The organism is Clostridium malenominatum (assembly GCF_039521365.1).
GTDB classification, from domain to species: Bacteria; Bacillota; Clostridia; order Clostridiales; family Clostridiaceae; genus Clostridium_AW; species Clostridium_AW malenominatum.
On record NZ_BAAACF010000001.1, the window covers coordinates 1084138 to 1100422 of the forward strand.

19 protein-coding genes and 1 riboswitch are annotated in these 16285 nt (G+C 31.4%); of the genes, 17 read left to right on the forward strand and 2 right to left on the reverse strand.

Annotated features, from left to right (window positions below; translation table 11 throughout):
- The first annotated feature begins 11 nt into the window (after positions 1-11).
- The 9 genes from ABDZ69_RS05440 to ABDZ69_RS05480 all read left to right on the forward strand — a co-directional run bounded on the left by ABDZ69_RS05440 (position 12) and on the right by ABDZ69_RS05480 (position 7017).
- Positions 12-950, forward strand: coding sequence for a siderophore ABC transporter substrate-binding protein (locus ABDZ69_RS05440; RefSeq protein ID WP_343767455.1), 939 nt, complete (start codon positions 12-14; stop codon positions 948-950).
- 88 nt (positions 951-1038) lie between these two features.
- Positions 1039-1140: riboswitch (TPP riboswitch) on the forward strand.
- A gap of 67 nt (positions 1141-1207) precedes the next feature.
- On the forward strand, positions 1208-1945 hold the full coding sequence (locus ABDZ69_RS05445; RefSeq protein ID WP_343767457.1) for a TatD family hydrolase: 738 nt from the start codon (positions 1208-1210) through the stop codon (positions 1943-1945).
- 23 nt (positions 1946-1968) lie between these two features.
- Positions 1969-2256, forward strand: coding sequence for a thiamine-binding protein (locus tag ABDZ69_RS05450; RefSeq protein ID WP_343767460.1), 288 nt, complete (start codon positions 1969-1971; stop codon positions 2254-2256).
- Positions 2231-2983, forward strand: coding sequence for an ABC transporter permease (locus ABDZ69_RS05455; RefSeq protein WP_343767463.1), 753 nt, complete (start codon positions 2231-2233; stop codon positions 2981-2983). The genes ABDZ69_RS05450 and ABDZ69_RS05455 overlap by 26 nt, the downstream gene beginning before the upstream one ends.
- Before the next feature lie 19 nt (positions 2984-3002).
- Positions 3003-4007: an ABC transporter substrate-binding protein gene (locus tag ABDZ69_RS05460; protein ID WP_343767465.1), complete on the forward strand. Its 1005-nt coding sequence runs from the start codon at positions 3003-3005 to the stop codon at positions 4005-4007.
- Positions 3976-4728: an ABC transporter ATP-binding protein gene (locus ABDZ69_RS05465; protein ID WP_343769589.1), complete on the forward strand. Its 753-nt coding sequence runs from the start codon at positions 3976-3978 to the stop codon at positions 4726-4728. Before ABDZ69_RS05460 ends, ABDZ69_RS05465 begins: the two co-directional genes overlap by 32 nt.
- A gap of 72 nt (positions 4729-4800) precedes the next feature.
- On the forward strand, positions 4801-6270 hold the full coding sequence (locus ABDZ69_RS05470; RefSeq protein ID WP_343767467.1) for a flotillin family protein: 1470 nt from the start codon (positions 4801-4803) through the stop codon (positions 6268-6270).
- 160 nt (positions 6271-6430) lie between these two features.
- On the forward strand, positions 6431-6610 hold the full coding sequence (locus tag ABDZ69_RS05475) for a hypothetical protein (RefSeq protein ID WP_343767468.1): 180 nt from the start codon (positions 6431-6433) through the stop codon (positions 6608-6610).
- Between the two features lie 41 nt (positions 6611-6651).
- Entirely contained in the window at positions 6652-7017 is a 366-nt protein-coding gene (locus ABDZ69_RS05480; protein WP_343767471.1) for a hypothetical protein, read from the forward strand.
- 116 nt (positions 7018-7133) lie between these two features.
- Here ABDZ69_RS05480 and ABDZ69_RS05485 read toward each other — a convergent pair whose 3' ends face one another.
- Entirely contained in the window at positions 7134-7568 is a 435-nt protein-coding gene (locus ABDZ69_RS05485) for a GNAT family N-acetyltransferase (RefSeq protein WP_343769590.1), read from the reverse strand.
- A 320-nt stretch (positions 7569-7888) separates the two neighbouring features.
- Between ABDZ69_RS05485 and ABDZ69_RS05490 the strand changes: the two genes are divergently transcribed.
- Both ABDZ69_RS05490 and ABDZ69_RS05495 read left to right on the forward strand, forming a co-directional pair.
- Positions 7889-8371, forward strand: coding sequence for a helix-turn-helix domain-containing protein (locus ABDZ69_RS05490; RefSeq protein WP_343767473.1), 483 nt, complete (start codon positions 7889-7891; stop codon positions 8369-8371).
- A 20-nt stretch (positions 8372-8391) separates the two neighbouring features.
- The gene (locus ABDZ69_RS05495) at positions 8392-8763 is read left to right on the forward strand and encodes a DUF4180 domain-containing protein (RefSeq protein WP_343767475.1); all 372 of its coding nucleotides are present in this window, start codon (positions 8392-8394) and stop codon (positions 8761-8763) included.
- A 73-nt stretch (positions 8764-8836) separates the two neighbouring features.
- Here ABDZ69_RS05495 and ABDZ69_RS05500 read toward each other — a convergent pair whose 3' ends face one another.
- Entirely contained in the window at positions 8837-9463 is a 627-nt protein-coding gene (locus tag ABDZ69_RS05500) for a hypothetical protein (RefSeq protein ID WP_343767477.1), read from the reverse strand.
- Between the two features lie 158 nt (positions 9464-9621).
- On the opposite strand from ABDZ69_RS05500, the gene ABDZ69_RS05505 reads away from it, so the two are divergent.
- The 6 genes from ABDZ69_RS05505 to ABDZ69_RS05530 all read left to right on the forward strand — a co-directional run bounded on the left by ABDZ69_RS05505 (position 9622) and on the right by ABDZ69_RS05530 (position 16280).
- A complete protein-coding gene (locus ABDZ69_RS05505; RefSeq protein ID WP_343767478.1) occupies positions 9622-10101 on the forward strand; it encodes a flavodoxin family protein in 480 nt (159 codons plus the stop codon).
- 270 nt (positions 10102-10371) lie between these two features.
- On the forward strand, positions 10372-11145 hold the full coding sequence (locus ABDZ69_RS05510; protein ID WP_343767480.1) for a glycoside hydrolase family 16 protein: 774 nt from the start codon (positions 10372-10374) through the stop codon (positions 11143-11145).
- A gap of 6 nt (positions 11146-11151) precedes the next feature.
- Complete coding sequence (locus ABDZ69_RS05515) at positions 11152-12438, forward strand: glycosyltransferase family 2 protein (RefSeq protein WP_343767483.1); 1287 nt, start codon at positions 11152-11154, stop codon at positions 12436-12438.
- Between the two features lie 23 nt (positions 12439-12461).
- Positions 12462-13181 carry a polyphosphate polymerase domain-containing protein gene (locus ABDZ69_RS05520; protein ID WP_343767486.1) on the forward strand — a complete coding sequence of 240 codons (720 nt, stop codon included), beginning with the start codon at positions 12462-12464 and terminating at the stop codon, positions 13179-13181.
- A 12-nt stretch (positions 13182-13193) separates the two neighbouring features.
- Positions 13194-13862 carry a DUF4956 domain-containing protein gene (locus tag ABDZ69_RS05525; protein WP_343767489.1) on the forward strand — a complete coding sequence of 223 codons (669 nt, stop codon included), beginning with the start codon at positions 13194-13196 and terminating at the stop codon, positions 13860-13862.
- 24 nt (positions 13863-13886) lie between these two features.
- Positions 13887-16280: a CotH kinase family protein gene (locus ABDZ69_RS05530; protein ID WP_343767491.1), complete on the forward strand. Its 2394-nt coding sequence runs from the start codon at positions 13887-13889 to the stop codon at positions 16278-16280.
- Positions 16281-16285 lie beyond the last annotated feature (5 nt).

The window sequence follows — 16285 nt, forward strand, 5'->3', positions numbered from 1 at the left end:
GGTGGTAAAAAATGAATAAAAAAGTAAGTATGATGATAACAATTTTAATAATAGCAGCTATTTCAGCCTTTGGGTTAGTAAAGTTTAAAGAGAGTAATTCCAATAAGGGGAGTGGAGAACTTACCATTACCCATGAACTAGGAGAAACTATATTAAATAAGAATCCTAAAAAAGTAGTGGTTTTTGACTATGGTATATTAGATTCCCTTGATAAAATAGGTATAGACGTAATTGCGCTACCAAAATCAAACATTCCTTCTCATCTTGAAAAATATAAGGATGATAAATATATTAATGTAGGAACTTTACAGGAGCCGAATTTTGAAAAAATAAATGAACTTAAGCCTGATTTAGTTATTATTTCTGCAAGACAAGCTAAATTATATGAGGAATTTAAAAAGATTTCTCCAACTGTTTATCTTACTATAAGCAATGAAAACTACATTGATTCATTTAATAGTAATATGAGAGTACTGGGCAAAATATTTGATAAAGAAGCGTTTGTAGATAAAGAACTTAAAAAAACTCATGATAATATTAAAATGCTAAAAGAAGATATAGAATCCAGTGGAAAAAATGCGTTAATTCTTATGGTGAATGAAGGATCATTAAGTGCCTATGGGGAAGACTCAAGGTTTGGTATTATACACAAGGGATTTGGATTTACTCCTGCCGATAAGAATATAAAAACATCTACTCATGGACAAAATGTTTCCTTTGAATATGTAGTAGAAAAGAATCCAGATTATATATTTGTTATAGATAGAGGTGCTGTTGTAGGTAATAACACTACTGCTAAACAGGTTTTGGAAAATGATTTAATTAAGACTACATCAGCCTATAAGAATAATAAAATTATATATCTTAATTCTCATATTTGGTATGTATCTGTAGGTGGCTTTAACTCGACTAATATGATGGCGGATGAAATACAAGGAGCTATTAAATAATATATTAGTTAATAAAATTAAAAATACCTTTATTTTATAACCTATTAGTGATACAATAACTTAGAAAGATTTTAATTTTAAATTTAATATCTAGTGCTGGGGGTGCCTTATGGCTGAGAGAAGTTTAAAACTTTAACCCTTCGAACCTGATGCGGATAAAACCGACGTAGGAAAGCGAACATAATTAAAAGGTATACCTAAGCACTGTTTTATAGCAGTGCTTTTTATTTTTTAATATGCTCAGAGGAGATGTATAAATGTATGTTGATGCTCATAACCATTTAGAACTTTATGGAGATAAATTAAATGAAGCTTTAAAGGATATAAGAGAAAATCATATTATAACTTTAGCTTGTTCTATGGATGAGGAAAGTTATTTATTTGCAAGAAGCCTTAGCAAAGACAATCAAATTATAATTCCATGCTTTGGAGTTCACCCTTGGAGAGCTCATAATAATTATAAGGATTTGGACAGGTTTGAAAAATATATAAAGGAAACTCCTATAATCGGGGAGATTGGCCTTGATTTTCATTGGGTTCTAGAAAGAGAAAGATATCCTAATCAATTAAAGGTGTTGAAATATTTTTTAGAAAAAGCTAGGGAGTATAATAAAGTAACAAATTTACATACTAAGGGTGCTGAAAGAGAAATACTAGATTTAATAAAACAGTACAATTTAAGAACGCCAATAATCCACTGGTACAGTGGCCCCGTGGACTTAATATCAAAATTCATAGAATATGGATGCTATTTTACTATTAGTGTAGATATTGGGTATTCAAAACTTACGGAGGAAATAGTGAAAACAATTCCTATAGATAGGATTTTAACGGAAACAGATGGTCCCACTGCCCTAGAATGGGTAAATGGAGAATATGGTTATCCAAGCTACATTAAAAATATAGTCAATAAAATTTCAACAATAAAAAACCTTCCTGAAAAGGAAGTTAAAAAAGCTATAGAAGATAATTTAAAAACATTAATTAATATTTAAAATGAAGAAAGAAGGTGAAACATATGGCTAATGTTAATTTAAGTATTCAAGTTATACCAAGCGTTCCAGAGGAAAAAATTTATCCGGTAGTGGATAAGGTTATAGAATATATAGCTTCTATGGGAGTAAAATACGAAGTTGGACCTATGGAGACAACTATGGAGGGTGAGCTAGACACTTTACTACAAATTGTTAAAAGGGCACAGGAAATATGTGTAGAAGAAGGAGCAGCAAGGGTTTGCTCTGTAGTAAAGATTGACTACAAAAGTGAAGGGGTAACTATGGATGAAAAAATCTACAAATATAGATAGTAAGTTATATCCTATAGGCACTATACTACTCATAACTTTACTTTGGCAGATTATAGTGGAAGTAAATAAAGTTCCAAACTATATTGTTCCATCGCCTACGGATATAGTAGAAGCTTTAAAGGGCGATTTTAATTTAATTATAACCCACACAAAGGTAACTTTATATGAGGCCTTTGTAGGGTTTGGATTATCATTAGTATTTGCCTTTATACTTGCTATTTTAATGGATAGTTTTCAAATTATTAAAAAGTCCTTCTATCCAATACTGGTTATATCACAAACTATTCCAACCATTGCCATAGCGCCTTTATTTATAATATGGTTTGGTTTTGGCACTTTGCCTAAAATAGTTATGGTAATTATGGTGTGCTTTTTCCCCATAGTAATAAGTTTAATAGACGGTCTTGATAAGATAGATGAAGATTATTTAAGGCTATTTAAAACAATGAAAGCTTCAAAGCTACAAGTCTTTTGTCATCTAAAACTACCTTATGCCATGGTAAATTTATTATCGGGAGTAAAAATTGCAGGAACCTACATGATTATGTCTGCAGTAGTTGGCGAATGGCTTGCAGGGGACAAGGGTATTGGAGTTTACATGGTAAGGGCTAAAAATGCCTATGCATTAGATAAGGTATTTGCTTCAATATTAGTAATTATTTTAGTTAGCATATTAATAATTTATTTAATTGATTTAATAGGAAATAAGTTAATTCATTGGAAGTAAAAGAGAGGAGTTTTAAATTATGAGAAGAAAGAAAATATTATCATTAATAAGCATTGTAAGTACAGTGGTATTAGCCTTTTCAGGTTGCGCTACACAAAAAAGTGAGGATAAGGGGAAAACAGAATTAGAAAAAACAAAGGTAATACTTGATTGGACACCTAATACAAATCACACAGGATTATATGTAGCTCTAGAAAAAGGATACTTTAAAGAAGAGGGATTAGATGTAGAAATTATTCAACCTTCAGAGGGGTCATCCGCAACTTTAATTGCAACAGGTCAAGGAGACTTTGGAGTTAGTTATCAAGAGGATGTAACCTATGCACTAACAAGTAAAGACCCACTACCAATTAAAGCTATAGCTACAATTATACAAGACAACACTTCAGGTTTTGCTTCACCAAAAAGCAAAAATATAGCTAAGGTTAAAGATTTCGAAGGAAAAATTTATGGAGGATGGGGTTCACCTTCAGAAGAAGCAGTACTTAAGGCTGTTATGAGCAAAAATGGTGCAGATTATACCAAGATTAGAAATGTAAGTATTGGTAACGATGATTTCTTTGCTGCTACTGAAAAAAATATAGATATTGCTTGGATATTTGAAGGTTGGACAGGAATTGAAGCAAAGCTAAGAGGAGTTGAATTAAACTATATAGCAGTTAAGGATTTAGACCCTGCTTTAAATTACTATACTCCAATACTTATTGCTGGAAATAAAACAATTAAGGAAAACCCTGAAAAGGTTAAAAAGTTCTTAAAAGCTACAGAAAAAGGTTATAAATTTGCTATTGAAAATCCAGAAGAAAGTGCTAAAATACTTTTAAAGTATGCTCCGGAGCTGGAAGAAAAGCTTGTAGTGGAAAGTCAAAAGTTTTTAGCCCCTAAATATACAGGAAATGCTGCAAAGTGGGGAGTAATGAAATCAGAGGTTTGGAGCAACTATGCTAAATTTATGAAGGACAATGGATTGATAGATAAGGAGTTAATGGTTGATGATGCATTTACCAACAGTTTCTTACCATAAGGAAGAGGAGAACCCTCTTATAACACTAAATAGAATAGAGAAAAAATATGGTAATGTGGAAGTTTTAAAGGATATTTCAATTCACATAAATAAAGGTGAATTTGTATCCATATTGGGACCTAGTGGTTGTGGTAAAAGTACCTTGTTTAATATAGTTACGGGACTAATTCCTCAAGATGGAGGAGAGATTAAGGTAAATGGAACCATAGGGTATATGCAACAAAAGGATCTGCTACTTCCTTGGAAAACTATCATGGAAAATGTGGCACTTCCTTTAATACTAAAGAGAGTAGATAAGAAGATATGGGAAGAAAAGGTTAGAAAATACCTTCCTATAGTAGGTCTTGAAGGATATGAAGATAAATATCCTTCAGAGCTTTCCGGAGGTATGAAGCAAAGGGCAAGTTTTTTAAGAACTCTTATGGCCTCAGAGGATATAATGCTACTGGATGAACCTTTTGCATCACTAGACTCCATCACAAAGGGAAATATGCAAAAATGGCTTTTAGAAATGAAAAGTAAACTAAACAACACCATACTTTTAATAACCCATGATATAGATGAAGCTTTGTTTTTATCTGATAGAATTTATGTGTTGTCTTCAAAGCCTGCTGAAATTAAGACAGAAATGTTTGTGGGTTTTCATCAGCATAGTAAGTTAGAAAGACTGCTGTCACCGGAGCTTTTAAAATTGAAAGAAAAAATAATTAAACTACTGTAGATGGTTAAAAAGGTAACAAATTGGAAATTTTATGGTATAATGTTAATGGAGTGAAAACAAGGGGGGATTATATTGTTAAGTGAGATGTTAGGTACTGTAGGTAAAGGACTATATGTTGTTTTTCCTATAGTTGTTGTGATTCTAATTATTATAGTTTGTTGGAAAAGGGTTCCGGCGGATAAAGCTATGGTTATTACAGGATTAAAGAAGAGGGTTTTATCAGGTCGAGGAGGTATAATGATACCTTTCTTAGAAACATCCTGTTCTATTTCTTTAGAAAACATATCCATGACTACAGATGTTAATGAAGCGCCTTCAAAGCAAGGGATTTTTGTTAATATTGTTGGTACTGCAGTAGTAAAGGTTGAAAATGAAACTGATAGTATACTAAAAGCTGTAGAGCAGTTTTGTAGTGGAAATTCCACTAACACTGTTAAAGTTATAAGAGATATTGTAGAGCAGATACTTGAGGGGAAATTAAGAGGTATTATTTCTACATTAACTGTTGAGCAAATCAACGAAGATAGAGCTACTTTTGAGGAAAGAATTGAAGATGATATAAGAAAAGAGTTAGATTCTATGGGATTACTTCTTATATCCTATAGTATATTAAAAATTTCAACTCAAGGTGGATACTTAGAAAGTCGTGCCACTCCTCAAATTGCTCAAGCAAAGTCTGATGCAGATGTAGCTACAGCAGAAAGAAAAAGAGATACAGACATTAAGACCGCTAATGCCAACAGAGAAGGTCAAAAGGCGAAACTAAATGCTGAGGCAGAAATTGCTGAAAGCGAAAGAGATAAAGAGATAAAATTACAAGGTTATCGTGCAGAGCAAGATAAAGCAAAGGCTAATGCAGACGTTGCATACAAGCTTCAGGAAATAGAGAATAATGGTAAGGTAGCAGACCAAAATGCTGCACTAGCTGAGAAAAATGCCTTAGTTGTTGAAAAAGAATTAATTGCTAAGATTAAAAAACCTGCTGATGCAAGGAAATATGAAACAGAGGTAAATGCAGAAGCTGATAAGATTAAGGCTATTAAAGAGGCTGAAGCTGAGGCTGAGGCAATTAAAATTAAGGCTATTGCAGAGGCTGAAGCTAAGAAGATTGAAGCGCAAGCAGAAGCAGAGGCTATAAGGTTAAAAGGTATGGCAGAAGCAGACACCATTAAAGCTAAAGGTCTTGCAGAAGCAGAAACAAAAGATAAGATTGCAGAGGCTATGGCTAAATATGGTGAAGCTGCAGTAGTGGAATTAATTGTAAGTAAATTACCTGAAATTATGAGTTCAGTTGCTAAGCCTATGGAACAAGTGGACAAAATTACTATTATAGATAATGGAGGAACGCAAGGTGCTTCAAAGGTATCAAAAATAGTAACAGATGTAGCTGCTAATGGTTTTGAAGTGTTAAAGGATTTAACTGGCTTAAATATATCCGAATTAATAGGAAGTCTTGGTAATAAAGAGACTGTTAAAAAACCAGAGAGTGAACCTTTAGAAGACTTAGAGTCTGAGGAAGTTGAAATTTCTCATAAAGAGTAAAAGAAGAATAGCGTTGCAAAATTTGCAGCGCTATTTTAGTATTAAAGATTATTTCTACTTTAGATTGCAACAGTGAAATAATGTGATACATGAATTATTTATAGATAATGGTACAAATAGTAATTTGACTACTCGTAGATAGAGAGGAGAGAAAGAAACTATGAAGATTAACAAGGGAGCAAAGGTTGGAATCATGATTGAGATTATAGTACTTGTCATCATGATTCTTCTTGCGCTGTTTAATAAGACTATTCCGTCTGTACTGAGTTGGATTTTCGTCGTAGGTTTAGTGATTGCATTGGCTGGAACATTAGTCGCCTTATCAAAAAGGAATAATTAAAGATGAAAGTGATATAAATCCCAAACTGTGAGGTGGGGAAAATGGATAAATTTCAAAGAGGTATTGTTGTAATTACTTTTGCTTCATTGGCAATATATATAGTTCTTTCAATAGTAAATGTTGAAAAATCCTCTAAGTGGATAAAGTGGTATTGGCAAATGGATGTGGATGAACAGAGAAAATATGACCCTAGAATTGCTATATGCCGTTTGAAAAAAATGCTTGTTATAATGTTAGCAGTGGGTATGTGTGGATTTTTGTTCTCTTGGTTTATTAAACCTGTAATTTCAATTATAACGTTGGGAGTGATTATGGTTATACTTGTTTTTTCTATTAGTTATATTGGACCAAAGAATTGCTTACTATCAGAAAAAAATAAGATTATAATCACGAAATTTCATATTTAGAAATTATAATAAAAATAGGATAATCTTAATTTATCATTAAAAACAAAAGTGTAAAAAAGACTTAGTAAAGAAAATCAGATATAAGATTAACTGTCTTATATCTGATTTTCTATGAACTATAAATCTTTTATCATATCTACATGAGGAATGGTCTTATAATCACGGGGCTCACTAATAGTCTTATATCCTAACTTTTTATAGAAGTCTTCCACTGAAACTCTACCCATAAGGACGGCTTTAGTATATCCTCTTTCTATGGCAATGTTTTCTATAAAGTCCATTAAGTATCTTCCCAGTCCCGTTCCTCTATATTCTTTTAATATAGCTACATTTTTAATTCTAGCTTTTTCTTTATCATCTTCTGTTAAGAAAACTGTAGCAATCAATTTACCCTCTAAGAAGGCACCGTACATATCCATGTCCTTGTCAGGGCTTAAATCATCATTTTTAATATCAAGGCCCCAAGGCTTACGAAAGACTTCATTTCTAAGATCAACAGAATCTTCATATTCTTTTGAACCATAAGCAATATTTTTCATAATTATATTCATCACTTGTCCCATCTCCTTCATAAATATCGTTATTATTTTAATTATATCAGCCTTAAGCTCAACTATACAAGGAAGTAAATAGTTTTTTATTTTGTTTTTTAAAATTGTAATATCAACAGTACAGGAAAGGCTATATGCTCAATTAAGTAAAATTGCTCCAGTAGTAATGATTAAATATTTCCCTAACAACATTGCAAGCTAATATCAATAAAGGGTAATGAAATATAATTAATTATAATAAAATGCAATAAAATGATTGACGGAGGAAAAGAAGTTTATTATACTTTAGGAATAAAGCAATTAAGAAAGGATAGAACTTTATGGAGAATAAGTTTTATACAATAGATCAAATCGCGGAACTATTAGGCATGCATCATAAAACTATAAGAAAATTTATAAATGAAGGTACACTTGGAGCAAGTAAAGTTGGAAAGCAGTGGAGAATTTCAAGACATGATTTAAACGTCTTTATGGAAAAAAATAATGTTAGAATGGGCAATGAAAAAGTAGAGGAAGAGTTAAAGATTGAGTACTCCACTGTAACAGAAGAGGCGGCAGCTATATCACAGCGAATAAATGTATCAACTGTAATAGATATTAATGAAGTCGAAAAGGATGAATATTTAAGAATATCAAATACAATTATAGCTATAGCGAACTGCAAGAATGAAGAAATAGGAAAATCAACCACTCATGTAAAATATGATGAGAAGTATAAAAGATTAAGAGTAATTCTTTGGGGAAGTGTGAAATTTATAGAGAACATGTTAAATGTAATTACAGTGCTAATTGAGCAGAAATAATAATAAATTGGAGGACGAATATGAAAATAACTACCATAAAACAAAAAGATATAGAGATTGCTATTGTCAGTAGTAGCGAGATGATTATAACTGATCTTCAGTCAGCGTTGGATTTTATTGCAACAGTAAGCTTTGAAGCGGGTTGCAACAGTATAGTTTTAAATAAATCCGCAATTTGTGAAGAGTTTTTTCAATTAAAAACACAACTTGCAGGAGAAATATTACAAAAGTTCATTAATTATCGCGTTAAAATTGCTATAGTTGGTGATTTTTCAGTGTATTCAAGCAAGAGTTTGAAAGATTTTATTTATGAGTGTAACAAAGGAAAGGATATATTTTTCTTAGAAAATGAAAAAGAGGCTGTTGAAAAATTAATATTGGCTAACTCATAATATTTAGAAAGTGTAAAGAAAATCAGAACCCTTGGCAGAAGTTCTACTAAAGAAATTTCCACCAAGGGGTATTTTATTCTTCCTCTGTCTCTAAACTTATATTTTCTAAATTAGCTTTTCTATTATCTAAGGTGTTGAGATTTATATGGTTAGTAATCATGTCCTCAGGAGTATCCATGATAAATCTATTTAAAAAGATTCTTCCAAAAGGGGTGTTTGCTACAGCGTAAGGCTTTGTTCCGATTTTATAAGGAACCCAAGCATAACCAAAGCTCATAACTTTATTTAAGTCTTCCTTATCAACTATAGTTTTACCATTTTCTCTGCCATAATTATCTCTTAATATTAAAGCAACGGTTTTATTATCTAGTTCTCTATAATCATTAGGGGTATTTTTATCATATATTTCTATGTTAGATTTTCTGTTATCTAAGGTATCCCCATTTATGTGTCTTATAGGAACTTTAGAATGGCTACTTAAAATAAATGAGTGTAGAGTTTGCTTTTCTCTACCCTTAGGTCCCTTGATATAATGCTGAACTAAATAACTATTAAAATCTTTATGCCATTCTGCAAACCAAAGACCATTATCTAATACATTTTGCAAGTCATCAATGTCTATTTTACAATCAATAGTTGAGCCGTCTTTTTTCTTTAATGCTACATAAGCTACATTTTCTTTAATTTTATATTCATTCAAGTTTTTTTCTATAATAATCAACCTCTTTCTTTTGTAATAGCAGTATATATTATAACACATAGTAAACTCATCTATGACAGAGAAAGTAAAAAAATTACTTCTTATTTTTTTACTATAAAGTATAATTATATATATAAAAAATGTGGGGAGAGTTCATAATGGGAGAGAAAAGAGTATTAATAGTTTACTACAGCAGGTCAGGAAATACAAAGAAAATTGCCAGTGAATTAGCTAAAAAGTTATCTGGTGATTTAGAAGAACTTATAGAAAATAAAAATAGGAATGGAGTAGTAGGATATATTAAATCAGGTTTAGATGCAGTTAAAAAAGTAAATACAAAAATCAACTCATCAAAGTTTGATGCCAAAGAATATGATATTGTAATTATTGCTACACCAATTTGGGCAGGCACTATGGCAAGTGCAGTTAGAACATATATAAGTGAAAATAAAGAAAAATTTTCAAAGGTTACATTTCTTTGTACCCATGGAGGAGGTGGAGGAGAAAAAGCTTTTAATGAGATGAGAGAACTTTCTAAAGCTTACCCAGTAGCAATATGTGATATTAGTAATAGTGAAATTAAAAAAGGGTCATGGATAGAAAAGATTGATAAATTGGTTAATGAAATAGATAAATAAAAAAAGTGATTAAGGATATTACAAGACAGAGTAACATACAATTACTAAAAAGTATATGGCGTGGAGTTATATTATAAATTTACTTAACATCCATATATGTGTAAACACATATATGGATGTTTTTATTTTAAAGGAATAGTTAAATTACAGTTAAAGTTTATATCTATCTATTTGGTAAATGTTTAAAAAAGATAATTTATTTTACAAAAATGTAATATGAGATTTGTATATAAAATATAAATATAGAAACTTATAATTACGGAGATATGTATGAAGATTAAGATTAAAATTTTTTTTGTTTTAATTATGGCTATTTTAGCCTGGAGCCTAAATAGAGTAATAATTTCAATGGATTCAGCAGAGATAAATGAGAATGAGGTATCGGAAAAGGTGAATATACAGAATAACACAGAAAACATTGATAAAAGCAATGTATTATGGACAGCTATTGAAAGAAAAGAAAGCTACAACAACGAACTTCAATATTATTGTAAAGAAAACGTAACTATCAATGATAATGAGATAATCATCATATCTAAGAAAGAAGAAAAGGAAAACAAAAGTTACACCTCAGGCCTTGTTGAGAGCACTTATGGATATTTGTATGGCTATTTTGAATTTGATATTTGGATAAAGGAAGGTAAAGGACTATTTCCAGCTATATGGCTAATGCCTGTAGAAGATGCAAGCTTACCTGAAATAGATATCTTTGAAATGGTTGGCAGTGCACCTCAAGATTTTTCAGGAGTTTTCCACTATTTAGATGATAAAGGTATAAAACAGAAGACCTACTTTCAAAAAAAAGTGATAAAAAAAGATACATATAAAGTGGCACTTAGCTGGAGTGAAAATGAGCTTGCTTGGTATATTGACGGGGAACTAGTACATGTGTCAAAATCCTCTCCAAGTGAATATATGTATATTATTATAAATCAAGCGGTAGGTGGTAATTGGCCAGGTAGCCCTGATGATAAAACCTTATTTCCGTCAAGTTTTATTGTTAAAGCTTCTAAAATTAACCCAATAAATAAAAAAAGAAGGTAGTAGCCTATGTTATTTGCAGTAATAACATTTTTAAGTACATTTTTTTCGCTTTTTCACATGATTTGTGCAATAAAATATAAAATTCCTACCTATAACTACAAAAAGCCTGAAAAAGGAATAACAATACTTATACCTTGTTATAACGAAGCCCCTATTTTAAAGTATACAATAGAGGGCCTTAAAAAACTCCATTATGAAAATTATGAGGTAATATTTATTAATGATGGCTCAAGTGACAATACACTAGAAGTTTTAAATGATCAACTGCACCTAGAGGAGTTAAATGAAGATAATTCTACTGAATTATTAGGTGGAATCATAGGAATGTACAAGTCAAGCGTATACAACAACATGTATGTAATTGATAAAGAAAACAACGGTAAGGCAGAAAGCCTGAATGCAGGAGTTAGGTTCAGTAAAAATGAACTGGTTTTGACACTCGATGCAGACTGCATATTAAAGCAGGATGCACTAAAGATTATGAATAACACCTTTGCTGATAAAAAGGTAATAGCATCAGGTGGAGCGGTGCATACTATGCAAATGTTTAAGCTAAATAATCCTGCAAAACTCTTGATACTTTTACAAAGCCTTGACTATATAAAGGGGTTTTATATTTATAAAGCTTCCTTGGCATATAATAAAGCATTAGCAATTATTTCTGGAGCATTCGGTATTTTTAAAAGAGATGTTCTTTTAGAAATTGGTGGTTTTAGAGCTGGATTAGGAGAAGACATAGATATAACTATAAGACTCCAGGAGTATGCAATTAAGTATGACAAGAAAGTAATTTTCAATGAAAATGCAATTTGTTTTACTGAGTGTCCTGAGAGTTTTAAGAATTTGGTAATACAACGAATTAGATGGCAAAAAGGATTTATTGATTCAATAATAAAAAACAGAAGGTTTATTTTTAAAAATTTCTTTAAACACAATTTATGCTTTTTTTTATTAATAGATGCAGTATTAATTAACACAATCTCTATAGGAGTTCTGTTAATAAACATTTTAATTGCTTCAATAAATATAAAAAATAATATAAATAATCATTTGATTTCTTATCTTGTGATAACTGTTATTTTTAATTACCTCTACTCGGTAACAGCTATAATTAAGTCTAATCGTTATGTAGAGGGGCTGCAAAAAAAGTGGTTATACGCTGTTATAGTTATTGACATGTTTGTATTTAGATTCCTATATATATTCTTTTATATATTTGGTACTTTTCAGTATTATTTTAATAATAAGAGTTGGAATAAATTCACAAGAACAAACAATGTATATGACACATAAATAGGAATAATATTAAAGTAAAGGTGGGAATAAATATTGACAGAGTACAAAAGGATATCCAAGTATATCGACATGAAGAAAAATATTATATAAGAAAAGTGAGGGCTTTTGAGCTTTCAGGTCTTTTAAAAGCCTATATGAAAAAAGATGAACATGGGGATGGAGATGGTTCTTATTGGATACGAAGCTTATATTTTGATGATTATAGAAATAGTGACTATGTAAACAAGCAAGATGGCATAGCGGATAGGAAAAAGCTGCGTTTGCGTATTTATAATTTGGAATCAAATTCAGTTAAACTTGAGCTGAAGAATAGATATGGCATTTATATGATGAAAGAGAGTGCTACTATATCAAATTGTGATGCAAAACTTATGATATCAGGGGAAAGTTCTAATTTGTTAAACTATAATTCTGTTGTGGCTACAAAAGTCTATTACTTAATGCATAAAGCTTTATATAGACCTAAAGTCATTATAGATTATGAAAGAGAGGCCTACACATATCCCTTTGAAAACATACGTGTAACTATTGATAAAAATATTAGGGCCTCTAATAGTGACTTCAATATTTTTAACGACAAAATAAATATGCTGCCGGTTATAGAAGATGATGTATATGTATTGGAAATAAAATACGATAATATGTTTCCTGAATTTCTTCAAAAAGTAATATCTACTTATACAGTTAGTAGATCATCAGTGAGTAAGTACTGTTTAGGTAGACAAACTATCAATAGATAGGAGAGTGAACTTATGCGTAATGAAAATTTATTAAATCTTTTATTGAATGGTGCTTCAACCTTTACCATTGAAATCATATTGATAAACATGTCAATGTCCATACTCTTCTCACTTTTTATTTATTTTATATATAAAATAAGTTTTAATGGAGTAGTATATTCACAAAGTTTCAATGTTACAATTGTTATGATTTCTTTAATTACTTCTGTAATAATGATGCTTATCGGAAGCAATCTGGCTATATCCCTTGGTATGGTAGGAGCGCTTTCTATTGTAAGATTCAGAGCGGCAATAAAGGAACCAAGAGATATAGCATTCTTATTTTGGGCCATTGCTGTTGGCCTTGCAGCCGGTATAGGAGCTTTTTTGATAGCAATAATTGGTAGTATAGCCATAGCTGCTGTGTTGTTACTCTTTGGAAATAGGTTGTACAAGGATTATAACTATCTTCTGGTAGTAAAGGGAGAGGATATAAAATGCGAGGATATAAATCATATTCTAAAAGAATATAAAGCCCCCTTCAAACTTCGCATGAAAAATACAACAAAACTTTATTCAGAACTGACATATGAAATTACCCTAAAGCATGTTAATGCGGATAATCTTACGGAGCATTTTTATACTTTGGAAAATATCAGAGAAGTGCATATTGTCTCCTATAATGGTGAAGTAAGTGTTTAAAGAAGTTTTGTGAGTGGTGAAATAATGAAAAGTTTATTATATAAAAGATATGCCTTTGTACTTATTTTAGTGGTGTTTTGCGGGTTTTGTTTTTTAAAACATCCAAATAACCCCTCTGTAAGTTTTAATAACAGTAGTTTATGTATTAATGAAATAATGACTTCAAACCGAAGTAGTTTTAAGGATTCCGATGGGGATTATGAAAGTTGGGTTGAGATATACAACAAATCAGAAACTGCTATTAACTTAAAAGGCTTTGGATTGACAGATGACAGAAATAATCTTCGTAAATGGGTATTTCCTGATGTGACCATTGAAGGGAAATCATATCTCCTTATATGGACATCTAATAAAAACAGGTATGAAGGCCTCCGTGACCTCCATACCAATTTTAAATTGAAAGCCTCTGATGAGGTTTTAATATTATCCTCTTCCGATGGTAAGTGGAATAACATTGTGAAGCTAGAGAATATTTCTGATAATATTTCATATGGAAGAACCCATGATGGAGAAACTGTTTTTTCAACATTTGACAATGGAACTCCTGGAAGCAGCAATAATGTTTCGGTTCCATTAAAAGACGGCTTAAAGGCAAGTAAGCTTGATGAACCTGTATTTTCTGTGAAAGGGGGAATCTACTCAGAAGAATTTTATCTAACTTTAAGGAAAACTATGGAAGGAGTAGATATTTACTATACAACGGACGGATCCGTTCCAACAGAAAAATCCTTTTTATATAAAGAACCCATAAAAATACTTGAGAGAGATAAGGGAGGGACCATTATTAGGGCAATTGCCTGTAAGAGGGGACATAAGAAAAGCAACACAATTACCCAAAGCTATTTTATTAACAATGCTTATACCAAATATAATTTGCCAATAGTTTCTCTTGTATCTGACCCAGTCAATCTTTTTGATTATGATGAAGGTATTCTTGTACCTGGAAAAATTTACGAACGTTGGGCTAAAACCCAGACACAGGAAACTATTAATACCAGAAAAATTGAAGGCAACTTTACTCAAAAAGGCAGTAAATGGGAAAGGGAATCAAATGTGGAAGTCTTTGAATCAGGTAAAGAAATTATAAATCAAGGAATCGGTATAAGAGTATTTGGAGGATATTCAAGGAACAATCTCATAAAATCTCTGGCACTTTTTGCAAGACATGCTTACGATGATAAGGATGTATTTAATATTGCACTTACAGATAACACAAATCATCAAACAGATACGGCTTCAAGTAAACTAATGCTCAGAACACCTGCAACGGATCATTTAGGTGCTTTTTTTAGAGATGAAATGATCCAAAGCCTTGTACCCAAAACAATTAAGTTGGATACACAACGAAATAGAACCTGTATTGTATTTGTAAATGGAGAATATTATGGAATACAAAATATTAAGGAACCTTATAATAAAGATTATTTTTATAATCACTATAAAATAGATTTAGAAGATATTGTTGTACTAGAAAACCCAACAGGTGAGGCAGGTATAAACGTAAGCGAAGGGTTTGTGGGGGATGAAATGCTTTTCGATAGGATGAAGGCTTTTATAACCTCTAATGATATGAAATTAAAGGACAACTATGAATATGTTAAAACTATGATGGACATGGACAATTTTATAGAGTATAACATCTTACAGCTTTACAGTGCAAACAGGGACTGGCCTGGTAATAATATTAAGGTGTGGAGAAAAAGAACAGAAAAATACGAACCCAATGCAGCATATGGACAGGATGGCAGATGGAGATGGCTTATTTTTGATATGGATTATGGTTTTGGATTGTTTAAGACAAAAGGGGGATATGAATTTGATATGATAAGCTTTGCCACAGAAGCAAATGGACCTGTATGGCCAAATCCTCCTTGGTCAACGGCTATATTAAGGTCACTTTTAGAAAATGATGAATTCAGGTCTCAATTTATAAAGACTTTTGAGGATAGACTTAACACTATTTATAAGACTGAGGAAGTTTTAAAACAAATTGAATATTATAAGCAGTTATACTACCCCTATGTTGAGGAGCATATAAAAAGGTGGAACGAGGGTATGAATATCTCCAACTGGGAGAAAGAAATTGATTCTCTTAAAGTATTTGCTGAGAAAAGACCTGATTTTATTAGGCAACATATTGTAAACTATTTTAACCTTTCAGGCATGACAGAGATTAATATTGATGTAGGTGAAGGGGGAAAAGTAAAAGTCAATGCACTTACGATAGATAGTAACAGTTCAACCTGGAAAGGAACATACTTTAAGGGATTATATATTACTTTTCAGGCCATACCTGAGAAAGGCTATGTGTTTAAGGGGTGGACAGGAGATATAGAATCAAAGGATGAGAAAATTAGCATAGAACTTAAGGGTAATACTAACTTAAAGGCACTATTTTCTAAGAAAAGTAGTATGTAATGGGG

Coding starts and splice junctions, on each gene's coding strand:
- ABDZ69_RS05505 (WP_343767478.1), top strand. CDS start 9,622: ATGGGAGAGAAAAGAGTATTAATAGTTTACTACAGCAGGTCAGGAAAT.
- ABDZ69_RS05440 (WP_343767455.1), top strand. CDS start 12: ATGAATAAAAAAGTAAGTATGATGATAACAATTTTAATAATAGCAGCT.
- ABDZ69_RS05510 (WP_343767480.1), top strand. CDS start 10,372: ATGAAGATTAAGATTAAAATTTTTTTTGTTTTAATTATGGCTATTTTA.
- ABDZ69_RS05455 (WP_343767463.1), top strand. CDS start 2,231: ATGAAAAAATCTACAAATATAGATAGTAAGTTATATCCTATAGGCACT.
- ABDZ69_RS05475 (WP_343767468.1), top strand. CDS start 6,431: ATGAAGATTAACAAGGGAGCAAAGGTTGGAATCATGATTGAGATTATA.
- ABDZ69_RS05450 (WP_343767460.1), top strand. CDS start 1,969: ATGGCTAATGTTAATTTAAGTATTCAAGTTATACCAAGCGTTCCAGAG.
- ABDZ69_RS05530 (WP_343767491.1), top strand. CDS start 13,887: ATGAAAAGTTTATTATATAAAAGATATGCCTTTGTACTTATTTTAGTG.
- ABDZ69_RS05515 (WP_343767483.1), top strand. CDS start 11,152: ATGTTATTTGCAGTAATAACATTTTTAAGTACATTTTTTTCGCTTTTT.
- ABDZ69_RS05465 (WP_343769589.1), top strand. CDS start 3,976: ATGATGCATTTACCAACAGTTTCTTACCATAAGGAAGAGGAGAACCCT.
- ABDZ69_RS05525 (WP_343767489.1), top strand. CDS start 13,194: ATGCGTAATGAAAATTTATTAAATCTTTTATTGAATGGTGCTTCAACC.
- ABDZ69_RS05495 (WP_343767475.1), top strand. CDS start 8,392: ATGAAAATAACTACCATAAAACAAAAAGATATAGAGATTGCTATTGTC.
- ABDZ69_RS05460 (WP_343767465.1), top strand. CDS start 3,003: ATGAGAAGAAAGAAAATATTATCATTAATAAGCATTGTAAGTACAGTG.
- ABDZ69_RS05480 (WP_343767471.1), top strand. CDS start 6,652: ATGGATAAATTTCAAAGAGGTATTGTTGTAATTACTTTTGCTTCATTG.
- ABDZ69_RS05490 (WP_343767473.1), top strand. CDS start 7,889: ATGGAGAATAAGTTTTATACAATAGATCAAATCGCGGAACTATTAGGC.
- ABDZ69_RS05485 (WP_343769590.1), bottom strand. CDS start 7,568: ATGAATATAATTATGAAAAATATTGCTTATGGTTCAAAAGAATATGAA.
- ABDZ69_RS05445 (WP_343767457.1), top strand. CDS start 1,208: ATGTATGTTGATGCTCATAACCATTTAGAACTTTATGGAGATAAATTA.